The following is a 25,975-nucleotide window of genomic DNA, read 5'->3' as shown; positions in this document are numbered from 1 at the left end:
GTTAGCCCCTGGATTTGCGGGGGGGGCCGGGGAATCCCGACGCCCCAACCCCCTGATTTGACGCTTCACTGGGGCAGGCGCGGCCCGGGACGCTGGCGGCCGGGCCCTCGCCTGTGCGTTCAGTGCCGTCCCGACACCTTGTCCGCGAGCCTGGCGATGCGGTCCGTTTCCGTCGTGCGGGCCGTCGACTCGCGGCGGTCCGCGCCGCGGTAGGCCGCGTACATCGTCTGGACGCCGAGCCAGCGCAGCGGCTCCGGCTCCCATTTGCGGACCTTGTGGTTGACCCAGGGGAGCGAGGTGAGTTCGGTGGTGCCAGCCTGGCCCGAGTCCTGTTGGATCAGGTCGCGCAGGGTGCGGGCCGCGAGGTTGGCGGTGGCGACGCCCGAGCCGACGTAGCCGCCTGCCCAGCCGAGGCCGGTGGAGCGGTCCAGGGTGACCGTGGCGCACCAGTCGCGGGGGACGCCGAGGACGCCGGACCAGGCGTGGTCGATGCGGACGCCCGCGGTCGTCGGGAAGAAGCGGACGAGGATGTCGCGCAGGGCCTCGATCGTGGCGGGCTGGGTGCGGCCGTCATGGTCGGTGCGGGAGCCGAAGCGGTAAGGGACGCCTCGGCCGCCGAGTGCGATGCGGTCGTCGGCGGTGCGCTGGGCGTACATGTAGGCGTGGGCCATGTCGCCGAGCGCCTCCCGGCCGTTCCAGCCGATGGTGTCCCAGACGGACTGCGGGAGCGGTTCCGTGGCGATCATGGAGGAGTTCATGGGGAGCCAGGAGCGCCGCTGGCCCTTGAGGGAGGCGGTGAAGCCTTCCGTGCAGCGGAGGATGTAGGGCGCGCGGACCGTGCCGTACGGGGTCACCGCGTGCTTCGGCTTGATCTCGGTGACGGGTGTGGACTCGTGGATGGTGACGCCGAGAGCTTCCACCGCCGCCGCGAGGCCCTTGACCAGCTTCACCGGGTGCAGGCGGGCGCCGTGCGGGGTCCAGGTGGAGGCGACGGCGCCGGTGACGCGGACGCGTTCGGCGGTCTCGCGCGCGCCGAACAGGACGCGGTCCTTCTCGCCGAAGGCGATCTCGACGGCGTGGAAGGCCTTCAGGCGCTCCAACTGGGCCGGGGTTTGGGCGACTTCGAGTACGCCGCCCTGGTGGATGTCCGCGTCGATGTGCTCTTCGGCGGCGATGCGCACCACCTCGTCGACCGTGTCGTTCATCGCCTGCTGGAGGCGGACCGCGGCGTCGTGGCCGTGCAGCCGGGCGTAGCGGTCGCGGCCCGCGATGCCGTTGTAGAGCCAGCCGCCGTTGCGTCCGGAGGCGCCGTAGCCGCAGAACTTGGCTTCCAGGACCGTGATGTTGAGGAACGGCACGGCCTTCTTGAGGTAGTACGCCGTCCACAGGCCGGTATAGCCGCCGCCGACGATGCAGATGTCCGCGGTGGTGTCGCCGGGCAGCGGCTCGCGAGGCGCCGGCACGCCGTCCCGCGCGTACCAGAACGAAATGCCGCCGTTGACGGTGCTCGTGGTCATGATGCCCCTGCTGCCGAGTGCGTTGTGCCGAGTGCCTGTGTTCGCGGGAGAGTACTCGTACCGGCGCAGGCCCGGGACCAGGGGTCCCGCGTACGATCCGGACGTGATCGACGTTCCGGACGAACTCGTGGCCACCCAGATCAAGTACGGCGGCGAGGCCGGCCGCGCCTTCGTCGCCGCGCTGCCGGCGATGGCCGCGGAGCTCCTGGACCGCTGGGAGCTGAGACGGACCGGCCGCCCCATGCACGGCGTGTGCGCGCTCGTGCTGCCGGTGGAGCGCGCCGACGGCACGCCCGCCGCCCTCAAACTCCAGGCCGTCGACGACGAGAGCGTCGGTGAGCCGGTCGCGCTGCGGGCGTGGGACGGCGACGGGGCCGTACGGCTCCTGGAGCACGAGCCGGAGACCGGTGCGCTGCTGCTGGAGCGGCTGGACTCCACCCGGCAGCTGTCCGCCGTGGCCGATGCGCGTGAGGCCGTACGGATCCTGGCCGGACTGCTCGCCCGGCTGACGTCCCTGCCCGCACCCGACGGGCTGCGCCGGCTCGGCGACATCGCCGCCCGGATGCTGGACCGCGTGCCGCAGGCGACGGCCTCACTCGCGGACGACGGCGAGCGGCGGCTGCTCGCGGACTGCGCGGCGGCGGTGCGCGAGGTGGCCGGTGACAGTGGCGACCGGCTGCTGCACTGGGATCTGCACTACGACAACATCCTGGCCGCGCACCCGGAAAACCCGCGCGAGCCCTGGCTGGCCATCGACCCGAAGCCGCTCGCCGGAGACCGCGGGTTCGATCTGCTGCCGGCCCTCTACAACCGTTTCGACCCGGCCGAGACGTTGTGGCGCTTCGACCTGATGACCGAGACGCTCGGCCTCGACCGCGAGCGGGCGCGGGCCTGGACGCTCGGGCGCGTACTGCAGAACAGCCTGTGGGACGTGGAGGACGGCGAGAGCGGTCTCCAGGAGGAGCAGGTGTCCATCGCTCGGGCGCTGCTGGCACGGTAGGCCGGCCGGCGTCCATGCTGGCCTCATGATTCGCAACGCCACGCCCGCCGATGTCCCCGAGATCCACCGGATGATCCGTGAACTCGCCGAGTACGAGAGGGCACCGGACGAGGCCCGCGCGAGCGAGGAGCAGCTGCACGAGGCGCTGTTCGGCGAGCGGCCCGCCGCCTTCGCGCACATCGCGGAGACGGACGGCGGGTCGACGGACGGCGGGGAGGTGGCGGGGTTCGCGCTGTGGTTCCTCAACTTCTCGACCTGGCGCGGCGTGCACGGGATCTATCTGGAGGATCTGTACGTCAGGCCGCGGCTGCGCGGCGGCGGTCACGGCAAGGCGCTGCTGACCGAGCTGGCGCGGATCTGTGTGGAGCGCGGCTACGAGCGCCTGGAGTGGTCCGTGCTGGACTGGAACACCCCGTCGATCAACTTCTACAAGTCCCTCGGCGCGAAGCCGCAGGACGAGTGGACGGTGTACCGGCTGACCGACGAGGCGCTCACCACCCTCGGCTCCTAGGTCGTGTCTCCCTAGGGCACGAGAACGACCTTGCCGATCGTGCCGCGGTTCTCCAGCGCGCGGTGGGCCTCGGCGGCCTGCGCGAGCGGGAAGCGCTGCACGGCGGGCCGCAGCCGGCCGGCCGCGGCCTCGGCGAGCGAGCGCTCCTCCAGCACACGTACGTCTCCGCCCGCCTTCTGGAGCATCACCGGGCCGAGCACGCCCTCGGACGTGATGCCGCGTTCCGCCAGCTCCGCGTCGGTGAAGGTCAGCGGGCCGCCGTCGTTGATGCCCTCGCTGGACCAGCCGAAGACGATGTGCTTGCCGCCCTTGCCGAGCAGATCGACCGCCGAGCGGGCGGTGCTCCCGCCGACCGAGTCGAAGACGACGGTGGCGCGGCGCTCGCCGAGGTGGTCGCGGACCTGGTCGGGCCAGCCCGGCAGGTTGTAGTCGACGGCCAGGTCCGCGCCGTTCCCGACGACGCGCGAGACCTTGACCGGGCCGCCCGCGAGGCCGATGACAAGAGCGCCGGCGTTCTTCGCGTACTGCACGAGGAGGGTTCCGATGCCGCCCGCCGCGGCCGGGACGATCACGATGTCGTCGGGGCCGAGCTCGGTGAACTGGAGGATGCCCATCGCCGTACGGCCCGTCCCGATCATCGCGACGGCCGCCGCCTCGTCCAGGCCGGCCGGGATCGTGTGGAGCCGGGCCGCGTCGGTGACGGCGAGCTCGGCGTAGCCGCCGGGCACCATGCCGAGATGGGCGACGACGCGCTTGCCGAGCCAGCTCGCGTCCGTGCCCTCGCCGAGCCCGTCCACGGTGCCCGCGACCTCGCGGCCCGGGATGGTCGGCAGCTCGGCTGGGGCCGGGTATGGGCCCTGTACGCCCTGCCGCAGGGCCGCGTCGAGGAGATGCACGCCGGCCGCGGCGACGGCGATCCGCACCTGGCCGGGGCCGGGGACGGGGTCTTCGGTCCGCTCGTACGTGAGGTTCTCGGCGGGTCCGAACGCGTGGAGGCGGATGGCGTGCATGGCGGGCTCCCCAGAAAGTCTGCTGTGCTCAATGACTGCGGTGCTGACGAGGGACACCCTCCAACCTCAAGTTCGCTTGAGGTCAAGCCGCTCGGTGGTACGCCCGCCGGTCTTCCGGATCGCCAGCAGGGCGAGGGACGCCGCCTCGAGACCGCTGTTGAACGCCACCTCCGACAGCAGCCCCGGCGCTGCCACCTGGTCGCCCGCGAGATACAGCCCCTGCCCGCGGTCGATCGCCGGCCGGTCCCGCCAGGTGGTGCCCGGCAGGTCCACGGCTCCCGTCCGGCCCTGCGCAAGCGCCTCGCGCCGCCACTCGGTCCGCTCCCGCCAGCCGGGAAAGCCCAGGTCGAGCAGCGCTTCGGCATGCGCGACACCATCGGCCTTCGACTCGTGCGGCGCGATCGGCAGCTGGCCCTGGACGAGCTGGTGTCCGGCCGGCGCGAGCGAGGGGTCCTGCGCCGTGAACCGTTCCAGCCAGCCAGGTGCGTCGAGGTCCGAGACGACGAACGGATCGCCTCTGCGCGTACGCAGCGCCAGGTCGATCAGGGTCGTACGGCCGCTGTCCCAGCGCAGCGAGTCGTCGCCGAGCAGCCGCCGGGCCGCGCCGAGCGAGGTCGCCACGATCACCGGGCCGTGCCGGTCCGGGATCGCGTCGACGCGGGACGTGGTCTCGATGCGTACGCCCAGATTCCAGGCGCGGGCGGCCATCCGGTCGATGACCTGGCCCCAGCCGCCGCGCGGATAGCGCGCTTCGGGCGGCAGCGAGGTGGCGCGCCGCAGCCGCTCCTGCACGAAGGCGGCGGAGAGCGAACCCGGGTCGTGGTGGAACAGCGCCACACCCATGTAGTGCGCGGCGGCCCTGGCCCCTTCCGCGCCCACCTCGCCGGTCGCCCAGGTCATGAAGTCGGCGTCCACCGGGGCGAGTTCGGCTCGGCGGTGGGCCAGCCGGAACATGGCGGGCGGCGGAGTCCGGCGCAGCGCGCCGTCCCGCCGGAACCTGAACTTCGCGCCCTCCCGCAGCGGCAGCGCGGCAAGCGGCCCGATCAGATCGCGCTGGTTGAGCCAGGTCCAGTGCGGCCCGCGGCAGTACAGGGCGTGCGGCCCCTCATTGGTCTTGTACGGGCCCTCGCTGGTGCGGGCCCGGCCGCCGAGGGTGTGGTGGGCCTCGTACAGGAACACCTTGGCCCCGGACTCGGCGGCGGCGACGGCCGCGGTGAGCCCGGCGAAGCCGCCGCCGATGACGGTGATCTCGTGCATGGACGTCTCTCCCTTGGGTCGCTCTCAAGGAAGGGACGGCGGAGACGGGCCGAATGTGACATCGGGGCCGGGGGCCTGGGGCCGGGGCCTTGCGGGCCGACCTGTTGGCGGTTGTCGCGGTCTACTGCGGGAAGCGGGTCTGCAAGTCCCAGATCACGGGGTTGTCGGCGAGGCCCTCGTGCATATCGGTCAGATCCGAGATCAGATCGTGCAGGAAGTCACGGGCCTCGCGGCGGAGCTCGCTGTGACTGAAGGTGAGCGGCGGCTCGTCGCGCTTCATCCAGTCGGCCTCCACATCCACCCAGCCGAACCGCCGCTCGAACAGCATCCGGTCGGCGGACTCGGTGAAGTCCAGCTCGGCACGCTGCGGCTTGGCGGCGCGCCCGCCGAGGGGATCGCGGTCGATGCGCTCGACGATGTCGCACAGCGCCCAGGCGAAGTCCAGCACGGGCACCCATCCCCAGGCTGTGGACAGCTCGCGGTCCTCCTTGGTGTCCGCGAGATAGACGTCGCCGCAGAAGAGGTCGTGGCGCAGGGCGTGGGTGTCGGCCCGGCGGTAGTCGGTCTGCGGGGGGTCGGGGAAGCGCGGGGAGAGGGAGTAGCCGATGTCAAGCACGGGTCGATGGTGTCACGGGGTATCCGCACCCGTGCCCGCGCCTGCGCAGGATCGGATGCCTGCGCTCGTGCTCGCACCCGTGTCCGCGCCTGTGCTGGATCGGATGCCTGCGCTCGTGCTCGGGCCTCGCCCGCGCGGCTACGGCAACAGCCGCTGTTCCTTGGCCTTGGCCACCGCTCCCGACCTCGTGTCCACGCCCAGCTTCGCGTAGATCCGGCCCAGATGCGTCTTCACCGTCGCCTCGCTGATGAACAGCGCCCGCGCGATCTCGCGGTTGCCCACGCCCCTCGCCAGCTGGCCGAGGATGTCCCGTTCCCGGTCTGTCAGCGACGGCCGGCCGGTGCCCCGCATGTGGTCCATCACGCGGGTCGCGACCGGTGCGGACAGCGCCGTACGGCCCTGGGCCGCGGCGCGGATCGCCGCGAACAGCTCCTCCGGACGCTCCGCCTTCAGCAGATAGCCCGTCGCTCCCGCCTCGATGGCCCGGGTGATGTCCGCGTCGGTGTCGTACGTCGTCAGGACGAGCACATGCACGTCGGCCGGATCATCCGCGGCGGCCGCGGCGACGATACGCCGCGTCGCCTCCACGCCGTCGATGCCCGCCCCCAGCTGAAGGTCCATCAGCACCACGTCCGGCAGCAGCTTCGCGGCCATCGCGGCCGCCTCCTCGCCGCTGCCCGCCTCGCCGACGACCTCGATGTCCGGTTCGCTGCCGAGCAGCGCGAGCAGTCCGGCGCGTACGACGGCATGGTCGTCGCACAGCAGGATCCGTACGCCGGTCGTACTCACTGGCCCCCCAACGGGATTGCGGCCGACAGCACCGTGCCCTCGCCCGGCGTCGATTCGATCGTCAGCGTTCCGCCCAGCTGCCGCAGCCTGGCGCGCATCGCGGGCAGTCCGTGGCCCCGGCCGGCGAGACCCGCCGGACCGTCGGACGGCTCGAACCCGCAGCCGTCGTCCGCGACATCGAGCACCACCCGGTCGTCCATGCAGCTCAGCGAAAGGGCCACGGTGGTCGCACGGGCATGCTCGCGCACGTTCGCCAGCCCGCCCTGCGCGATCCGCAGCAGCGCCGACTGGACGCGGTCCGGCAGCTCCGCCGGCGTACCGTCCACATGGCAGCGGATCTGCAATGCGTCGTCCGACCCGCGTTCGGCGAGTGCCCGCAGCGCCTCGGCGAGGCCGCCGCCCTCCGCCAGCTCGGCCGGTGCGAGGTCGTGCACGAAGCGGCGGGCTTCGGCGAGGCTGCGCTCGGCGATCGACTCGGCGGTACGGACGTGTGCGCGGGCGGTCTCGGGGTCGCTGTCCCAGGTGCGTTCGGCGGCCTGGAGCAGCATCTGCTGGCTGGACAGGCTCTGCGCGAGCGTGTCGTGGATCTCCATGGAGAGCCGTTCGCGTTCGGCGAGCGTGCCCTCGCGCCGTTCGGTGGCGGCGAGCCGGTCGGCCTGCCGCCGCATGTGCAGGAACACGGCGGTGGCGAGGACGGCGACGGTCGGCGGCAGCAGGAAAAGATTGGGGTCGACGTCGTCCGACAGCCGCCACTCGGCGATGACCACCAGCGCGCAGAGCACCGCGACGAGGGCGATGGCGGCGCGGGTCGGCAGCGAGCGCAGCCCGGTGTAGATCAGAGGTACGGCGCACCAGGCGAAGCTCGGCGCGAGCAGCACGATCACGACCCAGCAGGCGACGACGGCGCCGAGCAGCACCAGTGCAGGGCGACCAGGCCCAGGTCCAGGTCCGGGTCCAGGTCCGGGTCCAGGTCCGGGTCCAGGTCCGGGTCCAGGTCCGGGTCCGCGCCGGAGTCCGCGTCCGCTCAGCCAGGTGCCCGTGAGCTGGAGCACCGCGAGCGCGACGCTCAGGCCGACGACCCACGGCAGGCGCGGGCTCTCCGGGTGCTTGAGGAGATAGCGCAGCAGGGCACCGGCGAGCAGTGCGAGGAAGGCGGTGTTCATCACCGTCACCAGCCACCGGTCGTCCCACCGGGCGTCGGCTCCCCGTTCGGCGGTGGACGGCGGTCGGTGGGACATCTCTCTCCTGTGGGCGCTGAGCTGGGTCTTCTTCTGCATCGTGACCCGGCGGGACCAGGCCCGCATCAACCGATCGGCCGATGCTGCCGTCATCCATCATGCCTGCGCGGAGCAGCCGGTACGCCGACCGCGCGGCCCCGGACCCGGCACCAGGATCGAGGTGCGAAGCACTCCCGCCAAGCACTCCCGCCCTCGATCCAGGAGCCATCGACCATGAAGAAGATGTCACCCCGCGCCCGCGTCCTCACCGGCACGGTCGCGGCCGCCGCGCTATGCGCCGGCACCTTCGCAGTCACCGCCGGAGCCGTGTCCGCGAACGCCTCCGCCCCGGCCGTCGGCTCCGTCGCCGCGGTCCGTGCCGACACCGCGGACGGCAACCTCCAGCACTCCACGCACCTCACGGTCGCCGCCGCGACCAAGGCCGCGCAGGCCGCGCTCGACGCCGCCGGGAAGGCGGGCCACCGCGTGACCGTCGCCGTCGTCGACCGCGGCGGCAACACGGTCGTCACCCTGCGCGGAGACGGCGCGGGCCCGCAGTCGTACGAGTCCGCCGAGCGGAAGGCGTTCACCGCGGTCTCCTGGAACGCACCGACCTCGGAGCTGGTCAAGCGCCTGGAGCAGGCCCCGAACCTCAAGGACATCCCGGGCACGCTCTTCCTCGCGGGCGGCGTCCCGGTGCAGTACAAGGGTGCGCCGATCGCGGGCATCGGCGTGGCGGGTGCGCCGAGCGGCGGACTGGACGAGCAGTTCGCCGCGGCGGGTGTCGCCGCGCTCGGCCGGTGATCCCACCGACGGCCACCACGGGTCAACAACCGCCCCACGCATAGGATCAAGGCGTGGAACAGCGAACTCTCGTACGCATCCTGACGCCCGCCGTCGCTCTGCTCCTCCTCGCGGGCTGCACCGACGGCGGCGCGGGCGTGCACGGGAAGCCGGGCGCCGCGGGCGTGCGGGATCCGCTCTTCCGCAAGCTCGGCAACGGCGGTTACGACGTCCAGCACTACGCCCTGACCCTCGCCTACGACCCGGCCACCAGCCGCCTCACCGGCACCGCCGAGATCACCGCGCGCGCCACACAGGACCTCAGCGCCTTCAATCTCGACCTCCACAAGCTGCACGCCGACAGCGTCACCGTCGACGGCGAGCGTGCCGCCGCCAACCAGGCCGGCGACGAGCTGACCGTGCGCCCGCACGGCGACCTCGACAAGGGCGACACCTTCACCGCCGTCGTGCGCTACTCCGGCGAACCGCAGAAGATCACCGACGCCGACGACGCGAAGGAAGGCTGGCTGGAGAGCGCGGACGGCGTCGGCGCGCTCGCGGTCGGTCAGCCCGCCGGCTCCATGGCCTGGTTCCCCGGCAACAACCACCCGAGCGACAAGGCGACGTACGACATCACCGTCACCGTCCCCAAGGGCCTCAAGGCCGTGTCCAACGGGCAGTTGGAGAGCGAGCGCACCACGGGCAACCGCACCACCTTCAGCTGGAAGTCCGCGCAGCCGATGGCGAGCTACCTCGCCACCGTCGCCATCGGCGAGTACGAACTGAAGCCGTCCAGGACGCCCACCGGGCTTTCCGTCCTCACCGCCCTCGACCCGTCAGTGGCCGACGACAGCGCCGCACTGGCGGCACGGATCCCCGAGGTCGTGAAATGGGCGACGGACTACTTCGGCAAGTACCCCTTCACCTCCGTCGGCGCGATCGTCGTCCCGAACGGCGACGTCGGCTACGCGCTGGAGACGCAGACCCGGCCCGTCTTCCCCGCCGCGGAGTTCAACGTGGAGACGCTGGTCCACGAGATCGCGCACCAGTGGTACGGCAACTCCGTGACGCCCGCCACCTGGAAGGACATGTGGCTCAACGAAGGTTTCGCCACCTACGCGGAGTGGCTCTGGGCGGAGGAGTTCGACGACATCCCGGCCCAGGAGAGTTTCGACGAGGCTTTCGCCGACGAGGACAACTGGGCCTTCCCGCCCGCCGATCCGCCGTCCGCGGCGAAGGTCTCCGCCGCTCCGGTGTACGGGCGCGGCGCGATGGTCCTGCACAAGGTCCGCCAGGAGGTGGGCGATGACACCTTCTTCGAGATCCTTGAGGGCTGGGCCACGGCCCACCGCTACGGCAATGCGACGACCGAGGACTTCACGGCGTACGTCGAGGAGGAGTCCGGCCAGGACCTCAGCGAGGTGTGGGACGTCTGGCTGTACGGCAAGAAGAAGCCCGCGGCCTAGTCCGGCCGCGGGCTCCCTCCATTACCGCTGGTACCGCGTACGTCAGAGGTTGACGCCGAAGTCGCGGGCGATGCCCTCGAGACCCGAGGCGTAACCCTGGCCGACCGCGCGGAACTTCCACTCCGCGCCGTTGCGGTACAGCTCGCCGAAGACCATCGCGGTCTCGGTGGCCGCGTCCTCGCTGAGGTCGTAGCGCGCCAGCTCGGCGCCGCCGGCCTGGTTCACGATGCGGATGTACGCGTTGCGCACCTGGCCGAAGTTCTGGCTGCGGGTGACGGCGTCGTAGATCGAGACCGGGAAGACGATCTTGTCGACGTCGGCCGGCAGGCCCGCCAGGTTCACATTGATCTGCTCGTCGTCGCCGCCGCCCTCGCCGGTGCGGTTGTCACCGGTGTGGACGATGGTCTGGTCCGGCGTCGCCTTGTTGTTGAAGAAGACGAAGTGAGCGTCGGAGGCGACCTTGCCGCCCGGGTTCACGCCGATGGCGGAGGCGTCGAGGTCGAAGTCGGTACCGGTGGTGGTGCGGACGTCCCAGCCGAGGCCGACCGTGACGGCGGTCAGGCCCGGTGCCTCCTTGGTGAGCGAGACGTTGCCGCCCTTGGACAGGCTTACTGCCATTGGGATGTCCCCTTCGTATTCGAGTGTGCGGGCTTCGAGCGTTCCCGAAGCTACCGTCACCCGTCATAACGCAGGCAGGGGACTGCCGGGTTCCATATGAACTTTGCCTTCCGAAAACTGGATGACGGGAGGGGTGCGGGCACGGGACCATGAACGTATGTCCGGGCCCTACATCATCCGCGGCTCGGTCTCCCTCCCGGAGGCCGAGCTGATCTGGCGTTTCTCGCGGTCGTCGGGCCCCGGAGGCCAGCACGTCAACACGAGCGACTCTCAGGTCGAACTGCGCTTCGACCTCGCCAAGACCGAAGCGCTGCCGCAGGTGTGGAAGGACCGCGCGCTGGAGCGGCTGGCCGGCAGGCTGGTCGGCGGCGTGATCGCGGTCCGCGCGTCGGAGCACCGCTCGCAGTGGCGCAACCGCGAGACGGCGGCGGTGCGGCTCGCGTCCCTGCTGGCGGAGGCGACCGCGCCGCCGCCGAGGCCGCGGCGGGCGACAAAGATTCCGCGCGGCATCAACGAGCGCCGGCTGCGGCAGAAGAAGCAGCGCGCGGAGACGAAGCGCGGCCGCAGCGGCCGCGACTGGTAGTCCCCCGGGGCCCGGCCCCGGACCCGGCGCCTCAGGCGCGGACGGGCTGGAAGTCCGGTGTGCGTCCCGGGCCAGGCACCTCAGGCGTAGGCGGGCTGGAAGCCCGGGTCGTGTCCCAGACCCTCGCGCCTCAGCGCCGGCGGAGGACCGGTTTGTGTCCCAGACCCTGACGGGCTGGAAGTCCGGGCCGCGTACCAGGCCCCGAGCCCCGCGTCCCAGGCCCCCGCGGGCTGGAGTTCCGGGGCTGGAGGTTCGGGCCGCGTCCCAGGCCCCGCGCCTCAGGCGCCGCCGGGCTGGAAGTCCGGGCCGCGTCCCAGGCCCCGGGCCCCGCGTCGGCCGAACGCCGGACGGGGAAGTCCGGGGCGTGAGCCCCGGGTCAGCCCAACTGGCGGTAGCGGCCGCGGAAGTACGTCAGCGGCCCCCCGTCCCCGCTCGGCAGACCCGCTTCCAGCACCCGGCCGATCACCAGCGTGTGGTCGCCCGCCACGGTCCGGTCCTCCGTACGGCACTCCAGCGTCGCCAGCGCGCCAAGCACCAGCAGCGAACCGCACACCTCACCCCTCGTGTACGGGATGTCCTCGAACAGCAGCCGGTCGCTGACCCGGCCCTTCATCGCGAAGCGGCCCGCGACGTGCCGCTGGTTCTCCGAGAGCACGGAGACTCCCCACAGCGGCTGTTCGGCGAGCAGGTCGTCCATGCGTGAACCGTTGCGGAGGCTGACCACTACGAGCGGCGGGTCCAGCGACACCGACATGAACGCGGTCGCGGTCATGCCGACGTCCTCGCCGCGCGGGCCGTCGTCCGGGTCGTGCGCGGTCACCAGCACCACACCCGCGGCCAGCCGGGACATGGCGGCGCGGAACTCCTCGGTGTTCACCCCCTCAGCATGGGGGATGGGGACAGGGGCGGAGGCGGGGGTCGTCTGCAACACACCCGGAACGCTAGCCTCGGCCGTACCGCGGCCGCATCGGGCCAGGGGACCAGCCAGGTCCTAGGACCGGAGTCGATCGGAGCTTGCCGATTTGCTTTCACGAAAGACCGTGTACCACCCCTGCCGCGCCCCCCTCTCGCACCGGCAACCTCCGGACACCTTATGTGACTTGAGTCACAGACCGCAGTAATTGTTGACCCTGTGTACCGAGTGGACAGCTCGCTGTGATTCAGTGGCCGTGATACCGCAACAAGAAGGCCGATGAGCACCCTGGAGTTTGCTGTCGAGGTCTCGGGGAGAGCGAGCATGGAGACCGAGTCGGAGCCCTACGTCCGTCTTGCGACCCTGCGGCAGCTGCACAAGGTGGTCGCGGACCTCAACACGGCCCGCAGCCTGGCCGACACGCTGCAGACCGTCGCCGACGGAATCGTCGCGGGTCTCGGCTACGAGCTGGCCTGCGTCAATCTCGTACGCCCCGACGGTGACCTGGTCGTCGCCGCGTTCGCCGGCAGTGCCGCCGCGGAAGCGCTGATCACCGGACGGGTCGGCTCGCGTCCGTCCTGGGAGCGGCGGCTGTCCATGGGCGAGGCCTGGGGCGAGCTGCGCTTCATCCCGCACACCGAGGGCTGGGTCCTCATAGAGGACGACGTGCCGCAGTGGCACACCGAGGGCCCCGATCCCCGGTTCGAGGACGAGTGGCACCCGCAGGACCGGCTGTACGCGCCGATGTACGCGTCGGGTGGCGGCCGTGAACTCCTCGGAGTCATCTCCGTCGACCGGCCGCGCAACGGACGGCGTCCCGGCCCCTGGGGCCAGGAGGCGCTCCAGATGTACGCATCGCAGGCGGCGATTGCGATCAGCAACGCCCGGCTACGAGCAAACATGCAGCGCGCCCTCGTCCGTCTGGAGCGTGAGCAGCAGGCGCTGCGCGCCAGCGAGGAGTCGTTTCGGCAGGCCTTCGAGTACGCGCCCAGCGGCATGGCGATCGCCGAGATGGGCGGCGACCAGCACGGCCGACTGCTGCGCACCAATGACGCGCTCTGCCGCCTCCTCGGCCGCCCGGCCTCCGCGATGCGCCGCTACTCCTTCGCCGATCTGGTCCACCCGGAGGACGTCGGCACGCTGCTGCGTACGTCCGCCGAGGGCGGGCGGGCCGAGCTGCGCCTCGGCCGGCGGGACGGGACGTACGTCTGGGTCTCGCTGCGCAACTCCGTGGTCGCCGACACCGCCGACGGGCCCAGGTTTCTGCTCACGCACGTCGAGGACATCGAGGACCGCAAGCGGCACGAGCTCCAGCTCGCGCACCGGGCCTCGCACGACGCCCTGACCGGCCTGCCGAACAGTGCGGAGCTGCGGGCCCGGCTCAGCTCGCGGCTGTGCGAGCGGCCGCAGCTGCCGGACCCGGCCTTCGAATCGCTGGACGCGGCCTTCGACTCCGACACCGACGCGATCTTCAACGGCGACGGCTTCGACTTCGGGCCCGCGGGCACCGCGTTCGACCACCATGTCCACACGGTCGCGCCCGGCGGCGAGGTCGACGACGGCACGAAGGGGCTCGCGGTCCTCTTCTGCGACCTGGACGGCTTCAAGTCGATCAACGACCGGTTCGGGCACCAGACCGGCGACGCGGTGCTGGTAGAGGTCGCGCGCCGGCTCACCACCGGCGTACGGGACAACGACACCGTGGCCCGGCTCGGTGGTGACGAGTTCGTCGTACTCGCCGACGGGCTCGGCGCGGCGGACGCGGCCGACCTGGCCGTACGCCTGCGGAACGCGATCATCCTGCCGATCCGGGTGGGCGGCCGCGGAGTCCGCGTCGGCGCCAGCTTCGGCATCGGCTGGGCAAGCTGCGGCATGTCCGTCGACGAAGTGCTGCAATCCGCCGACCAGCGGATGTACATCGAGAAGCGGTCGCGGGCAAAGGTGCACCGGCGGGCCGGCTGAGGCCAACGACACCCCTTTGGTTACTCCGAACCGGGTAGGCTCGCCCGCGTCGGCGTTGTGCTGACGAGATGGTGAGGAGTGACTAGGGATGACGGCCGCGAACAACGGCGCGAGCACGCCCGAGGACGACGATCCGTTCGGCTACCTGTACGAGGACGGACGGGCAGCGGGCGCGACACCGCCTGGGCAGAGCCGCGGCTACGGCTACCCGGGTCCGGGACCGGCCGCGCAGCCCGGCGTCCCCAGAACCTCGTACAACCAGGTCCGGACGGTCGGCGAGCGCCAGTACGGCGGCCAGCAGCTCCCGCACCAGCAGCAGTACGCCGCTCAGCCGCAGGGCCAGCCGACGGCGCAGTACGCGGCCCCGGAGACCTATCCCGGCGCGGCTCCCACCCGCCAGCCCTCCGCCCACGGCGGCCACGGCGGCGGCCGCAGCGGCGGCCCCAACACCAAGGCACTGCTGATCGCCGCGATCGCGGTGGTCGCGGTGGTCGTCATCGGCATCGCGGCGGCGCTGATGACCAGCGGCGACGACAAGGACAAGGCGGGCGGCCAGACGGGCGGCCAGGGCGGTGACACCTCGGCGGGCCAGTCGGTGCAGCCGAGCGACGACCCGTCGGACGTTGAGGATCCGCCGGCACCGCTGCCCAAGCAGGACGCGGCCACGCTCCAGCTGGGCCCGCCGGCGGTACTCGCCAAGGACATCAAGGACGCGCAGGGTGCGGGCGGGGCGTATGTCACCGGCTTCAACGCGGTGGGCGCCTCGGTCACCTGGAAGGCGAGCGTCGAGGAGACCAAGACGTACCGGCTGTATGTGCGCTACGCCATCCCGGCGCAGGACGCCAACGCCACGCTGACGGTCAACGGCAAGCCGAACAGCAGCCCGCTCGGCCTGAAGAACTTCATCAAGTCCTCGGACCCGGCGTGGGAGAAGAACTGGCAGACCACATGGGCGCCGGTGAACCTCAAGAAGGGCGAGAACGAGATCAAGATCTCGTGCGAGCAGGGCAACCAGTGCAACGCCATCCTCGACTGGCTCCAGGTCAGCGACGGGGAGCTCTGAGCAGCCCGGCCGTTCCCCTCGTTTTTCCTTGACGCAGGCGCGTCACGGCGGAGTGCATCCGCGGTGACGCGCCTGTCGTCTGTCAGGCCTCCGGCCCCAGGAGGCTGAGGAACCCCGCCACCGTCTCCGCCATCGCCTCCCGCGCCGGGCCCAGGTACTTCCTCGGGTCCACCGTCGACGGGTTCGCCGTCAGGAAATCGCGGACCGCTCCCGTGAACGCCGTGTTCAGCGCCGTGCCCACGTTGATTTTGACCATGCCCGACGCCACCGCCGCGCGGATTTCCTCGTCCGGAACTCCCGATGAGCCGTGCAGGACCAGCGGGACCGGGACCGCGGCGCGGAGTCGGGCGATCAGGGTGTGGTCCAGGGACGCCGTGCGCTCCGTCATCGCGTGGGAGGAGCCGACCGCGACCGCCAGTGCGTCGATGCCGGTGGCCGCGACATAGGCCGCTGCTTCCGAGGGCGAGGTGCGGACTCCGGGGGTGTGGGCGTCGAGTGGCGGTTCACCCTCCTTGCCGCCGACCTTGCCCAGTTCCGCCTCGATCCAGATGCCGCGCTCATGGCCCCAACGCACCGCGTCCGCCGTGGCCTTGACGTTGTCCTCGTACGGCAGCTTCGACGCGTCGAACATCACCGAGCTGAAGTCCTCGTCGGCCGCGGACCGCAGCAGGTCGACGGAGACCACATGGTCGAGGTGGAGCGCGAGCGGGACGCTCGATGTGCGGGCGACGGTGGATGCGGCCGTGGCGAGGGCGGCGAGTTGTCCGCCGTGGAACTTCACCGCGTTCTCGGATATCTGCAGGATCGCTGGCGCGCCCGCCTGCTCGGCTCCCGCGGCGATGGCCTCGGCGTGCTCCAGCGTGATGACGTTGAACGCGGCGATGCCGCGACCGTCGGCCGCCGCGGCCTCGACGAGTTCAGCGGTGCTGACGAGTGGCATGGTGCATCCCAATTCCCGGGCGGCTGGGCCCGTTTGTGCGGCTTGGATGGCTGTGGGCGTCTCATGCCGCGGCCGCCCGCTCGGTCACCGCTATGCGCGGCAGCAGTTCCTCGTACGCCCCCGGGTCGAACTCCCCTGCCGCCGGGGCCAGTACCGTCGCCGCCGACAGGGCGACCGCGCGGGCCAGCCGGTCGGGCCACGGGAGTGCGTCCACGAGGCCGGAGAGCAGACCGGCCACCGAGGAGTCGCCCGCGCCCGTCGGGTTGCCCTTCACCGGCGCGGGCGGGGAGGCCTGCCAGATGCCGTCCGGGGTCGCGGCGAGCACGCCGTCCGCGCCGAGCGACGCGACCACCGTGTGCGCCCCGCGGCGGCGTGCGTCGCGGGCGGCGCGCAGCGGTTCGCGCGAGCCGGTGAGCTGGGCGAGCTCGTCGGCGTTCGGTTTGACGAGGTCGGGGCGGGCGGCGATGCCGCGGCGCAGCGGTTCACCGCTGGTGTCCAGGAGCACGGGGACGCCGGCGGCACGGGCCTGCCGCACCAGTTCCGCGTACGCGCCGACATGGACGCCGGGCGGCAGGCTGCCGCAGAGCGCGACCGCTTCGGCGTCGCGCAGCAGCGCGTCGTACGAGGAGAGGAAGGCGGCCCACTCATCGGCGGTGACCGTCGGGCCCGGCTCGTTCAGCTGGGTCGTGTCGCCGCTCGTCCCGTCCACGACGGCGATCGTGCGGCGGGTGGTCCCGGCGATCGGGACGAGCGCGTCGTGCGGCGCGAGCGGGGCCAGCAGTTCGCGCAGTACGGATCCGACGGGCCCGCCCACGAAGCCGGTGACCACGCTCTCGTGACCGAGCGCGGCGAGCACGCGGGCGACGTTGAGTCCCTTGCCGCCGGGGCGTTCGCGGACCTCGCCGACCCGGTGGCTGGAGTGCGGGATCAGCGCCGGGACCCGGTAGGTGATGTCCAGGGCGGTGTTGAGCGTGACCGTCAGGATCACCGCGCAACACCTCCTGTCCGCACAAGGCCTCGATCAGGCTTGATCAGGCTCGATCATGCCAAAGGGGAAGCGGCCGGCCCAGACCCCCTGACCGGCCGCCCACTTCACGCCATGTGCGGCTGAATGACCCATTCGCCCTTGCGCATCACGCCCTTGAGCATGAACTCCTCGTCCAGCACCACCAGGTCCGCGTCCTTGCCCGGCTCCAGCGAGCCGACGGTGTCGTACACGCCGAGCAGCTTCGCCGGGTTCGCCGAGATCGCCTGGACGACGTCCTCCACCGGCAGCCGGTCGACGGTCGCCGCCCGCCGGAACGCGGTGTCCAGGGTGAGCGTCGAGCCCGCGATCGAGCCGCCGTCGACCAGCCGGGCCACGCCGTCGGTGACATCGACCGCCAGCGGGCCGAGCTGGTACCGGCCGTCGCCGAAGCCCGCCGCGTCCATCGCGTCCGTGATGAACGCGACGCGGCGCGCGCCCGCGCGGTGGAAGGCGAGCTCCAGCGCGGCGGGGTGCAGATGCGTGCCGTCGTTGATCAGCTCGACCGTGATCCGCTCGTCCTCCAGGAGCGCGGCGATCGGGCCGGGCGCGCGGTGGCCGAGCGCGGGCATCGCGTTGAACAGGTGCGTCGCCACGGTCGCGCCCGCGTCGATGGCCTCGACGGTCTGCTCGTACGTCGCGTCGGTGTGACCGATCGCGGCGATCACTCCGTGCTCGGCGAGCAGCCGTACGGAATCGATTCCGCCGGGCAGTTCGGTGGCGAGCGTCATCATCTTCGCGGTGCCGCGCGCCGCGTCGATCAGCTTCCGGACCTCCGCCGGGTCGGGGTGGCGCAGCAGCTTCTCGCTGTGCGCGCCCTTGCGGCACGGCGAGATGAACGGCCCCTCGAAGTGGATGCCCGCGAGGTCGCCCTGCTCGACCAGTTCGGACAGGAAGCCGGCCCGGTGCGCGAGGAAGTCGATCTCGCCGGTGACGGTGGAGGCGACGAGGGTCGTGGTGCCGTGCTCGTGATGGGTCCGTACGCCCTTCAGCACCTCCTCGGCGGTGCCGGAGGTGAAGGAAGCGCCGCCGCCGCCGTGGTTGTGGATGTCGACGAAGCCGGGCACGACCCAGTGGCCGGTCAGGTCGACGGCGGGCACGCCGTCGTCCGGTGCGACTCCGGCGATGCGCGTGCCCTCGACGACGACCCGTCCGTTCTCGACGGTCCCGGTCGGCAGGACCACCCGGGCGCCGGTCAGAACGGTGCTGGCGGCGCTTGCGGCGCGTGGGGCGCGTGTGGCGCTTGCGGCCATTAGGCGGTTACCTCCGAGTCGGTGGCGAGTAGATCCCAGGCGAGCAGCCCCGCGCCCAGGCATCCGGCGGTGTCCCCAAGGGCTGCCGGGACGATGGCGGGCAGTTTCTGGAACGTGACGCGTTCCTCGACCGCCGCCCGTAGCGGTGTGAACAAGGTTTCCCCCGCCTCGGCGAGACCGCCACCGATGATCAGGGTGCGGGGGTCCAGCAGGGTGAGCGCGGTGACGAGTCCGGCGGCGAGCGCGTCGACGGCATCGAGCCAGACCTCGACGGCGCGTTCGTCACCGGACCGGACGGCTTTGGCGCAGTCGGCGGCGTCGGCGTCCGGGTCGCCGCTCGCCTCGGCCCAGGCGCGGGTCACCGCGGCGGCGGAGGCGAGCGTCTCGAGACAGCCGCGCTGCCCGCAGCCGCATTCGGGTCCGCCGGGGCGGACGACGACATGGCCGATCTCGCCGGCGTATCCGTGCGCGCCGGCCTCGATGGCGCCACCGATGCCGATGGCTCCGGCGATGCCGGTGCCCAGCGGTACGAACAGGAACCGGTCGGCGCCCTTTCCGGCGCCGATCCGGCCTTCGGCGAGGCCGCCGGTGCGGACGTCGTGCCCGAGTGCGACGGGTACGCCGTGCAGCCGCTCGCTGAGCAGGTTCCGCATCGGTACGTCGCGCCAGCCGAGGTTGGCGGCGTAGACGGCGATGCCGTGCTCGGCGTCGACGATGCCGGGCACGGCGACACCGGCGGCGACGGCACTCTCGCCGAGGTGCTCCTCGCCGTACGCGCGCAGGTCCCCGGCGAAGTCGAGGATCGTCTCGACGACGGCCTCGGCCCCACGCTCCCGCCCGGTGGCCCGCCGCGCTTCGTACAGCAGCGTGCCGTCCACCCCGACGAGGGCGGCCTTCATGCCTGTGCCGCCCACATCGAGGGCGATGACGTGTCTCACGAGAACAGTCTCGCGCGAGACTGCCAGAAAGGTCTAGTCCACTAGCTCAGATTGTTGCGCGCCCGTACAAACTGCGGCGGGCCGCAGTGAGCAGCACCGTCAGGGCAGGATCACGCTGCGCGAGAGGTTGCGCGGGCGGTCCGGGTCCAGGCCCGCCGCCTCCGCCAGCGTCACCGCCAGGCGCTGCGCGCGGATCAGGTCCGCGAGCGGGTCCGCGGACTGGTTCGCGACCAGCGTGCCGCCGACGCGGGAGACATCCAGCGACAGACCCTCCGGCAGCGCGCCGAAGACCCAGGTCACGCGGCCCGGGCCGGTGATGGAGATCGGGCCGTGGCGGTACTCCATCGCGGGGTACGCCTCCGTCCACGCGCCCGCGGCCTCGCGCATCTTCAGGCCCGCCTCCAGCGCCAGACCGTATGTCCAGCCGCGGCCGAGGAAGGTCCACTGCTCCGCACCCACCACCGCCTCCGGCAGCGGCTCCGTGACGGCGAGCTCCGCGTCGACCGCCGCATCGGCGACGGACTTCACGCCGGGAATGTCACCCAGACCGGCCCGCAGGAACGCCAGCGCCGTCGTCGCGAAGCGCGTCTGGACGACCGACTCCTCGTCGGCCCAGTCCAGCACCGCCACCGCGTCCGCGGCCTCCATCACCGGAGTCTTCGGGTCGGCCGTCAGCGCCAGCGTCGGGACCTTGCCGCGGAGTTCGGTCAGCAGGTCGAGTACCTCGGTCGTGGTGCCGGAGCGGGTGATCGCGACGACCCGGTCGTAGGACCGGCCGGCCGGGAACTCGGACGAGGCGAACGCGTCCGTCTCGCCCAGTCCCGCCGCCTCCCGCAGCGCCGCGTACGCGATCGCCATGAACCAGGACGTACCGCACCCGGTGACGGCGACCCGCTCACCCGGCTGCGGAAGGCCCTCGAAGGCGGCGGCGGCTTCGGCCGCCCGGCGCCAGCAGGCGGGCTGAGTGGCTATCTCTGCTGCGGTACGGGACATGCGGCAAGGCTCCTCGCGACGTACGCCTGACTGGGACCGGCACCGACCCATGGGTGCCGTGACGTGCTTAGCAGGCCGCGACGCACCCGGGCAACGCCCGTCCACGGCGGGGCCGACGAACGGACACCGCGGGGCAGGCGTTGTGGAAGTGATACCGGGTACGAGTGGACCGCATCCCCCCGGATGGGGCAAAATGCCAGCTCATCTTGGGGGTCGGACCGGGGGGCCGGACCGGGGCAAACAAACAGAGGGTGGGGCAGGACTGTGCACCGGCGCATCTTGGGTCTGACCGCGGCACTTGCCGCGCTGGGTATGACGGCAGGACTCTCTGGCTGCGGGGTGACGGGCGGCTCCTCCGACGTCACGCTCAAGCTCGTCGCGGCCGACTACGACGTCGCGGGTGGCGAGAGCAGCAAGAACTACTGGGCAGACCTGGCGACCAAGTTCGAGTCCAAGAACCCCGGCATCAAGATCGACGTACAGATCGAGTCCTGGAACGACGTCGACCGCAAGGTCGCCGAGATGGTGAAGGCCGGCAACGCCCCCGACATCGCGCAGATCGGCGCGTACGCCGACTACGCCGCGGCCGACAAGCTCTACTCCGCCGACCAGCTGCTCTCCATCCCCGTACAGTCCAACTTCCTCACCCCGCTCATCGACGCCGGCGAGCAGAAGCGCGTGCAGTACGGGCTGCCGTTCGTCGCCTCCACCCGGCTGCTCTTCTACAACAAGTCGCTCTTCAAAGAGGCCGGCATCAAGGCGGACCCGAAGACCTGGGACGACCTCCAGGACGGCGCGGAGAAGCTGAAGGCGAACACGGACGTCAAGTACCCGTTCGCGCTGCCGCTCGGCCCGGAAGAGGCGCAGGCCGAGACCATGATGTGGCTGCTGAGCGGCGGCGACGGATACACCGACTCGGGCGGCAGCTACTCGATCGACTCGAAGGTGAACATATCCACCTTCGAGTGGCTGAAGACCAACCTGGTCGCCAAGGAGCTCACCGGCCCGGTCGCCCCGTCCAAGCTGAACCGCAAGGACGCCTTCGCCGCCTTCACGCGCGGCGAGGTCGGCATGCTCAACGGCCACCCGTCGCTGCTGCAGGCGGCCCAGAAGGCCAAGATCGACGTCGGCAAGGTGGCCCTGCCGGGCCGCACCGGCAAGTCGAAGGCGACCATGGGCGTCGCCGACTGGATCATGGGCTTCAAGCAGAACGGCCACCGCGCCGAGATCGGCAAGTTCCTGGACTTCGTCTTCGCCGACGAGAACGTCCTCGCCTTCGCCGGCCAGAACGACCTGCTGCCCGCCACGATCTCCGCGTCCGAGGCGATGGAGCAGGACCCGCAGCACAAGAACCTGCACGAGTTCCTGGCGGAGCTCCCGAGTTCGCAGCTGCCGCCGGTCGGCAAGACGTCGTGGGCCGCGGTGAGCGAGAACATCAAGCAGAACATCGGCGGGGCCGTGGAGCCCGGCGGCGACCCGAAGCAGGTCCTGACCGGGATCGCGGACGCGGCCACCAAGGCGGAGGCCGCCGAGTAGTCGTCCCGCGGCGCGCGGCCGCGCCGTTATGTTGGATCGTATGACCGACGACGCGGCCCCTGGCGACGCGCTCTCCGAGCGCGACCGTGCCGTTCTGGCCTTGGAGCACCGCTCCTGGCCGGGACCCGGCGCGAAGGAGCGGGCCATCCGGGAGCAGCTCGGCATCTCCCCGGTGCGCTACTACCAGCTCCTGAACGCACTCCTCGACGACGAACGCGCCCTGGCCCACGACCCGGTGACAGTCAACCGGCTTCGCCGTGTCAGGGACGCGCAACGAAGTCGCCGATAGGGTCGGGTCATGGGCAGCTCCCCGTATGTGCATCCCCTGCCGTCGCCGTCGACGCCTGTGGGCCGGGACGGTCTGGCCGCGCTGCTGGCCCGGCCGGCCAAGGCCGTCGTAGCGCTCGACTTCGACGGCACGCTCGCCGAGATCGTGCCCGACCCCGAGCAGGCTCGCGCCCACCCGGACGCCGTGCCCGCGCTCGCCGAGCTCGCGCCGAGGGTCGCCTCCGTCGCCGTGGTCACCGGCCGCCCGGCCGGAGTTGCCGTGCGCTACGGCGGCTTCGCCGGAGTGCCGGGCCTGGAGCACCTGGTGGTGCTCGGTCACTACGGCGCCGAGCGCTGGGACGCGGTCTCCGGCACGGTCAGCGCGCCCGCTCCGCACCCGGGTGTCGCCGCCGCCCGCGCCGAACTGCCCGGGTTCCTGGACGGGATCGGCGCGTGGAACGGCGTCTGGATCGAGGAGAAGGGCCGCGCGGTCGCCGTCCACACCCGCCGGGCGTCCGATCCGCAGGCCGCGTTCGAGGCGCTGCGCGGTCCGCTCGGTGAACTCGCCGCCCGCCACGGCCTGATCGTGGAGCCGGGCCGCATGGTCCTCGAACTGCGCCCGCCCGGCATGGACAAGGGCAGGGCACTCGCCGACTACGTACGCGAGACCGAGGCGGAAGCCGTGCTGTACGCCGGGGACGACCTCGGCGACCTGCCCGCCTTCGCCGCGGTCGAGAAGCTGCGCTCCGAAGGCATCCCGGGTCTGCTGGTGTGCAGCGGCAGCAACGAGGTGCCGGAGCTGGCGGAACGGGCCGACCTGCTGCTGCCGGGACCGTCAGCGGTCGTCGCCTTCCTCGGGCTGCTGGCGCAGCGCCTCTAGCTGGTCGAGGAACCACTGCTGCGGCGGCAGCGCGGTCGCGGCCGCGGCCAGCCGTTTGGTGCGGCGGGCCCGTTCGTCGTCGGGCATGGTCAGCGCCTGGTGCAGGGCGCGGGCCGTCTCGGACACGTCGTACGGATTGACGGTGATGGCGTCCTCGCGCAGTTCGGCGTACGCACCCGCCTCCCGCGACAGCACCAGCGCGCAGCCGTTGTCGGAGACCACCGGGATCTCCTTGGCGACCAGGTTCAGCCCGTCCCGGACCGGGTTCACGAGGGCCACGTCGGCCAGCCGGTACGCGGCGAGCGAGCGGGCGAAGTCGTCCTTCACGTACAGATGCACCGGACGCCAGTCGTCGGTGCCGAACTCGGCGTTGATCTCGTCCGCGAGCGCCGAGACGTCCGCCGTGTACTGCCGGTAGACGGCGAGGTCCTGGCGCGAGGGGTAGGAGAACGCCAGATGCACCACCCGGCCCAGCCACTCGGGGTGCTCCTGCAGCAGTTCCCGGTAGGCGAGCAGCCCGCGCACGATGTTCTTGGACAGCTCGGTGCGGTCGACCCGTACGACGGTCCGGCAGTCGCCGGCCTCGGCGCGCAGCAGCGTCAGCCGCTCCTCGACCTCGGGGCGGTGGGCGAGCGCCCGCAGGTCGTCGCCGTCCACGCCCAGCGGGTGCACGGCCGCCTCGGTGCGCCGCAGAGGCGGGCGTCCCTGGCGCGAGTGCTCGATCCAGCGGTCCGGCCGGCCCGTCGGGGAGATCGGCTGTGCGATGCCGGTCTCGTTGTCGATGGACGCGCACTGCATGAAGCCGAAGGCCCAGGACCAGGTGTGGAAGCCGACCCGGTCCGCGCCGAGCATGCCCCAGACCAGCTGTTCGCGGATGTCGTCGGGGAGCATCCGGAAGTACTCCGGGGTCGCCCACGGCGTGTGAGTGAAGTGCCCGATCCGCAGGTCCTCACGCAGTTCCCGCAGCTGCCCCGGCACCAGCGCCAGGTGGTAGTCCTGCACCAGCACCGCGGCGCCGGGCGCGGCCCGGTCGGCCAGCGCCTCGGCGAAGGCGCGGTTGTAGGCGACGTACGACTCCCAGCGGCGCCGGAACTCCGCGTCGAAGACCGGCTCGCGCGGGATGTCGTACAGCATGTGGTGTACGAACCACAGCACCGAGTTCGCGATGCCGTTGTACGCGTCGGAGTAGACCGACTCGTCGATGTCGAGCATCAGCACACCCGGCTCTGCGACGCCGCGCCGGACCGCCTCCCGGTCACCTTCGCCGAGCGCGGCGCACACCCACAGAGCGTCCGCGTCGGAGCCGATGGCCGAGAGCCCGGAGACCAGCCCGCCGCCGCCGCGGCGGGCGTCGAGGGTGCCGTCCTGCTTGAGGGTGTACGAGACCGGGCCGCGGTTGGACGCGACGAGGACCTGGGCGGCAGCGGAGTGCCCGGAGGTGCGCTCAGTGACCATGTCGCGAAACCTAGCCCGTCCCCATATCCCTCAAACGTGCGTACGGCTCAGTGGCCGGTGTCGGCCGGTCAGTGGTTGGAGTGATTCCGGCGACTGCGGGTGGCGGCCACCGCGACCACTCCGGCCGCGGTCAGACTCAGCGCCAGACCGCCCAGCAGCCACAGTCGCTCGGCCTGGGGCTCGGCGTGTGCCGGCTGTTCGCGGTGGCGATCTGCGGTCTCGGCCGCGGCCGTGCCGACCGAGGTGACGAGAATCACCGCGAGCGCTCCGAGGATCCACGGCAGCCTGCGGGTGCGGCGCTTTGTTCGTGTACTACATCTAATGTCCATAAATAAGAAATTTAGACACGATGCTCGATGAGATCTGGTTAGGCCGCGCGGCGCGCCGCGTACTCACCGATCTCGCGCATCGGAGGCCGCTCCTCGGTGTCCACCGCATGCGTCCGCGGTACGAACCCGTCCTCGCCGCGCTCGAACTGCGTCAGCGCGGGACGCACCAAGTGACCGCGCGACAGGCGCAGTTGAGCCGTGCGGTAGATCGCCGCCGCCATCCGGCCCAGCGCCTGCCCGTCCTGGTGCCGGTGCTTGCGCGAACCCACGTCCACCTGCGCCAACGCGTCCAGACCCACCGTGTGCAGCGCGTCCACGAGCAGCCCCAGCTCCACCCCGTATCCGACCGGGAAGGGCAGCCGCTCCAGCAGCGAACGCCGGGCCGCGTACTCGCCGCCCAGCGGCTGGACGAAGCCGGCCAGCTGCGGCCAGTGCAGATTCAGCAGCGGCCGCGCCACCAGCTCGGTCACCCGTCCGCCCTGCCCCGCCTTGCCGGAGGCGAGCGAATCAGGATCGGTGTCGCCCAGCGGCCGGTCGTACATCGCCTTGACGAACTGCACCTCGGGATCGGTCAGCAGCGGGCCCACGATCCCGGAGACGAAGTCGGCCGAGAAGTCCCGCAGATCCGCGTCCACGAAGCAGACGATGTCGCCGCTGGTCGCCATCAGCGAGCGCCACAGCACCTCGCCCTTGCCCGGGACGGCCGGTATCCGCGGCAGGATCGAGTCCCGGTGCACCACCCGCGCGCCCGCCGCGCGCGCCACCTCGGCCGTACGGTCGCTCGAGCCCGAGTCGATCACCACCAGCTCGTCGACCAGAGGCACCGCCTCCATCAGCTCACGCCGGATGACGGTGACGATCTCGCCGACCGTCGCCTCCTCGTTCAGCGCGGGCAGCACTACGCTGACGCTCGCCGAGCGCTTGGCCGCCATGAGCCGGGGCAGCGGTCGGTCGGCCGCGGACCAGGAGCGCCTGCTCAGCCAGCGCTCCACCTCTTCGAGCACGTGCGCGTCTCCCTCGATTTCCGAATCGGTCAGGCGTCTCGCGGTTCGGAC

General features: G+C 71.7%; 26 protein-coding genes. 10 read left to right on the top strand and 16 right to left on the bottom strand.

Features of this window, described 5'->3' with window-relative positions:
* Positions 1-119: 119 nt before the first annotated feature.
* The gene (locus ACH4YL_RS31820) at positions 120-1,520 is read right to left on the bottom strand and encodes an NAD(P)/FAD-dependent oxidoreductase (protein WP_398510948.1); all 1,401 of its coding nucleotides are present in this window, start codon (positions 1,518-1,520) and stop codon (positions 120-122) included.
* Between the two features lie 100 nt (positions 1,521-1,620).
* Here ACH4YL_RS31820 and ACH4YL_RS31815 point away from each other — a divergent pair, with 100 nt between their 5' ends.
* Together ACH4YL_RS31815 and ACH4YL_RS31810 are read left to right on the top strand one after the other, a co-directional pair.
* A complete protein-coding gene (locus tag ACH4YL_RS31815) occupies positions 1,621-2,517 on the top strand; it encodes an aminoglycoside phosphotransferase family protein (RefSeq protein WP_398510940.1) in 897 nt (298 codons plus the stop codon).
* 25 nt (positions 2,518-2,542) lie between these two features.
* Positions 2,543-3,028, top strand: a complete 486-nt coding sequence (locus tag ACH4YL_RS31810; protein ID WP_398510939.1) for a GNAT family N-acetyltransferase — start codon at positions 2,543-2,545, stop codon at positions 3,026-3,028.
* A gap of 11 nt (positions 3,029-3,039) precedes the next feature.
* Here the strand turns inward: ACH4YL_RS31810 and ACH4YL_RS31805 are convergent, their stop codons facing one another.
* From ACH4YL_RS31805 to ACH4YL_RS31785, 5 genes are all read right to left on the bottom strand, one after another.
* On the bottom strand, positions 3,040-4,038 hold the full coding sequence (locus ACH4YL_RS31805) for a zinc-binding dehydrogenase (RefSeq protein WP_398510938.1): 999 nt from the start codon (positions 4,036-4,038) through the stop codon (positions 3,040-3,042).
* Positions 4,039-4,104: 66 nt separating this feature from the next.
* On the bottom strand, positions 4,105-5,295 hold the full coding sequence (locus ACH4YL_RS31800; protein ID WP_398510937.1) for an FAD-dependent oxidoreductase: 1,191 nt from the start codon (positions 5,293-5,295) through the stop codon (positions 4,105-4,107).
* A gap of 121 nt (positions 5,296-5,416) precedes the next feature.
* Entirely contained in the window at positions 5,417-5,911 is a 495-nt protein-coding gene (locus ACH4YL_RS31795) for a hypothetical protein (protein WP_398510936.1), read from the bottom strand.
* 138 nt (positions 5,912-6,049) lie between these two features.
* Positions 6,050-6,700, bottom strand: a complete 651-nt coding sequence (locus ACH4YL_RS31790) for a response regulator (protein ID WP_398510935.1) — start codon at positions 6,698-6,700, stop codon at positions 6,050-6,052.
* Positions 6,697-7,938, bottom strand: coding sequence for a sensor histidine kinase (locus tag ACH4YL_RS31785; protein ID WP_398510947.1), 1,242 nt, complete (start codon positions 7,936-7,938; stop codon positions 6,697-6,699). The genes ACH4YL_RS31790 and ACH4YL_RS31785 overlap by 4 nt, the downstream gene beginning before the upstream one ends.
* A 213-nt stretch (positions 7,939-8,151) precedes the next feature.
* Between ACH4YL_RS31785 and ACH4YL_RS31780 the strand changes: the two genes are divergently transcribed.
* Together ACH4YL_RS31780 and ACH4YL_RS31775 are read left to right on the top strand one after the other, a co-directional pair.
* Positions 8,152-8,721, top strand: coding sequence for a heme-binding protein (locus ACH4YL_RS31780; protein WP_398510934.1), 570 nt, complete (start codon positions 8,152-8,154; stop codon positions 8,719-8,721).
* Between the two features lie 53 nt (positions 8,722-8,774).
* Positions 8,775-10,166: a M1 family metallopeptidase gene (locus ACH4YL_RS31775; RefSeq protein WP_398510933.1), complete on the top strand. Its 1,392-nt coding sequence runs from the start codon at positions 8,775-8,777 to the stop codon at positions 10,164-10,166.
* 42 nt (positions 10,167-10,208) lie between these two features.
* Here ACH4YL_RS31775 and ACH4YL_RS31770 read toward each other — a convergent pair whose 3' ends face one another.
* Positions 10,209-10,784 (bottom strand): TerD family protein, encoded by a 576-nt coding sequence (locus tag ACH4YL_RS31770; RefSeq protein ID WP_266547139.1) that lies wholly within the window; start codon positions 10,782-10,784, stop codon positions 10,209-10,211.
* A 157-nt stretch (positions 10,785-10,941) separates the two neighbouring features.
* Here ACH4YL_RS31770 and arfB point away from each other — a divergent pair, with 157 nt between their 5' ends.
* Complete coding sequence (gene arfB / locus ACH4YL_RS31765) at positions 10,942-11,367, top strand: alternative ribosome rescue aminoacyl-tRNA hydrolase ArfB (RefSeq protein ID WP_398510932.1); 426 nt, start codon at positions 10,942-10,944, stop codon at positions 11,365-11,367.
* Positions 11,368-11,743: 376 nt separating this feature from the next.
* Here the strand turns inward: arfB and ACH4YL_RS31760 are convergent, their stop codons facing one another.
* Positions 11,744-12,298, bottom strand: coding sequence for a flavin reductase family protein (locus ACH4YL_RS31760; protein ID WP_398510931.1), 555 nt, complete (start codon positions 12,296-12,298; stop codon positions 11,744-11,746).
* Between the two features lie 306 nt (positions 12,299-12,604).
* On the opposite strand from ACH4YL_RS31760, the gene cdgB reads away from it, so the two are divergent.
* Together cdgB and ACH4YL_RS31750 are read left to right on the top strand one after the other, a co-directional pair.
* On the top strand, positions 12,605-14,242 hold the full coding sequence (gene cdgB, locus ACH4YL_RS31755; RefSeq protein WP_398510930.1) for a diguanylate cyclase CdgB: 1,638 nt from the start codon (positions 12,605-12,607) through the stop codon (positions 14,240-14,242).
* An 88-nt stretch (positions 14,243-14,330) separates the two neighbouring features.
* The gene (locus ACH4YL_RS31750; protein WP_398510929.1) at positions 14,331-15,305 is read left to right on the top strand and encodes a CBM35 domain-containing protein; all 975 of its coding nucleotides are present in this window, start codon (positions 14,331-14,333) and stop codon (positions 15,303-15,305) included.
* A gap of 82 nt (positions 15,306-15,387) precedes the next feature.
* Here the strand turns inward: ACH4YL_RS31750 and ACH4YL_RS31745 are convergent, their stop codons facing one another.
* The 5 genes from ACH4YL_RS31745 to ACH4YL_RS31725 form a co-directional block, all read right to left on the bottom strand.
* Positions 15,388-16,245: a ketose-bisphosphate aldolase gene (locus ACH4YL_RS31745; RefSeq protein WP_398510928.1), complete on the bottom strand. Its 858-nt coding sequence runs from the start codon at positions 16,243-16,245 to the stop codon at positions 15,388-15,390.
* A gap of 61 nt (positions 16,246-16,306) precedes the next feature.
* On the bottom strand, positions 16,307-17,233 hold the full coding sequence (locus ACH4YL_RS31740; RefSeq protein ID WP_398510927.1) for a 1-phosphofructokinase family hexose kinase: 927 nt from the start codon (positions 17,231-17,233) through the stop codon (positions 16,307-16,309).
* 104 nt (positions 17,234-17,337) lie between these two features.
* A complete protein-coding gene (nagA, locus tag ACH4YL_RS31735) occupies positions 17,338-18,522 on the bottom strand; it encodes an N-acetylglucosamine-6-phosphate deacetylase (RefSeq protein WP_398510926.1) in 1,185 nt (394 codons plus the stop codon).
* Positions 18,522-19,460, bottom strand: a complete 939-nt coding sequence (locus tag ACH4YL_RS31730) for an ROK family protein (protein WP_398510925.1) — start codon at positions 19,458-19,460, stop codon at positions 18,522-18,524. Before ACH4YL_RS31730 ends, nagA begins: the two co-directional genes overlap by 1 nt.
* Before the next feature lie 99 nt (positions 19,461-19,559).
* A complete protein-coding gene (locus tag ACH4YL_RS31725) occupies positions 19,560-20,453 on the bottom strand; it encodes an SIS domain-containing protein (RefSeq protein WP_398510924.1) in 894 nt (297 codons plus the stop codon).
* A gap of 312 nt (positions 20,454-20,765) precedes the next feature.
* Between ACH4YL_RS31725 and ACH4YL_RS31720 the strand changes: the two genes are divergently transcribed.
* The 3 genes from ACH4YL_RS31720 to otsB are packed head-to-tail and all read left to right on the top strand — an operon-like array spanning position 20,766 to position 23,136.
* Positions 20,766-21,989 (top strand): ABC transporter substrate-binding protein, encoded by a 1,224-nt coding sequence (locus tag ACH4YL_RS31720; RefSeq protein ID WP_398510946.1) that lies wholly within the window; start codon positions 20,766-20,768, stop codon positions 21,987-21,989.
* Positions 21,990-22,029: 40 nt separating this feature from the next.
* Complete coding sequence (locus ACH4YL_RS31715; RefSeq protein ID WP_398510923.1) at positions 22,030-22,278, top strand: DUF3263 domain-containing protein; 249 nt, start codon at positions 22,030-22,032, stop codon at positions 22,276-22,278.
* A gap of 9 nt (positions 22,279-22,287) precedes the next feature.
* Complete coding sequence (otsB, locus tag ACH4YL_RS31710) at positions 22,288-23,136, top strand: trehalose-phosphatase (protein ID WP_398510922.1); 849 nt, start codon at positions 22,288-22,290, stop codon at positions 23,134-23,136.
* Here the strand turns inward: otsB and ACH4YL_RS31705 are convergent.
* The 3 genes from ACH4YL_RS31705 to ACH4YL_RS31695 all read right to left on the bottom strand — a co-directional run bounded on the left by ACH4YL_RS31705 (position 23,092) and on the right by ACH4YL_RS31695 (position 25,924).
* Positions 23,092-24,591 (bottom strand): trehalose-6-phosphate synthase, encoded by a 1,500-nt coding sequence (locus ACH4YL_RS31705; protein ID WP_398510921.1) that lies wholly within the window; start codon positions 24,589-24,591, stop codon positions 23,092-23,094. The genes otsB and ACH4YL_RS31705 overlap by 45 nt on opposite strands.
* A 68-nt stretch (positions 24,592-24,659) precedes the next feature.
* Complete coding sequence (locus tag ACH4YL_RS31700) at positions 24,660-24,920, bottom strand: hypothetical protein (protein ID WP_398510920.1); 261 nt, start codon at positions 24,918-24,920, stop codon at positions 24,660-24,662.
* Positions 24,921-24,958: 38 nt separating this feature from the next.
* Complete coding sequence (locus ACH4YL_RS31695) at positions 24,959-25,924, bottom strand: glucosyl-3-phosphoglycerate synthase (protein WP_398510919.1); 966 nt, start codon at positions 25,922-25,924, stop codon at positions 24,959-24,961.
* Positions 25,925-25,975 lie beyond the last annotated feature (51 nt).

Origin of the sequence: Streptomyces sp. NPDC020681, assembly GCF_044334895.1 — a bacterium.
In the GTDB taxonomy this organism is placed as follows: Bacteria; Actinomycetota; Actinomycetes; order Streptomycetales; family Streptomycetaceae; genus Streptomyces.
This window is presented reverse-complemented; position numbering and strand designations above follow the sequence as displayed.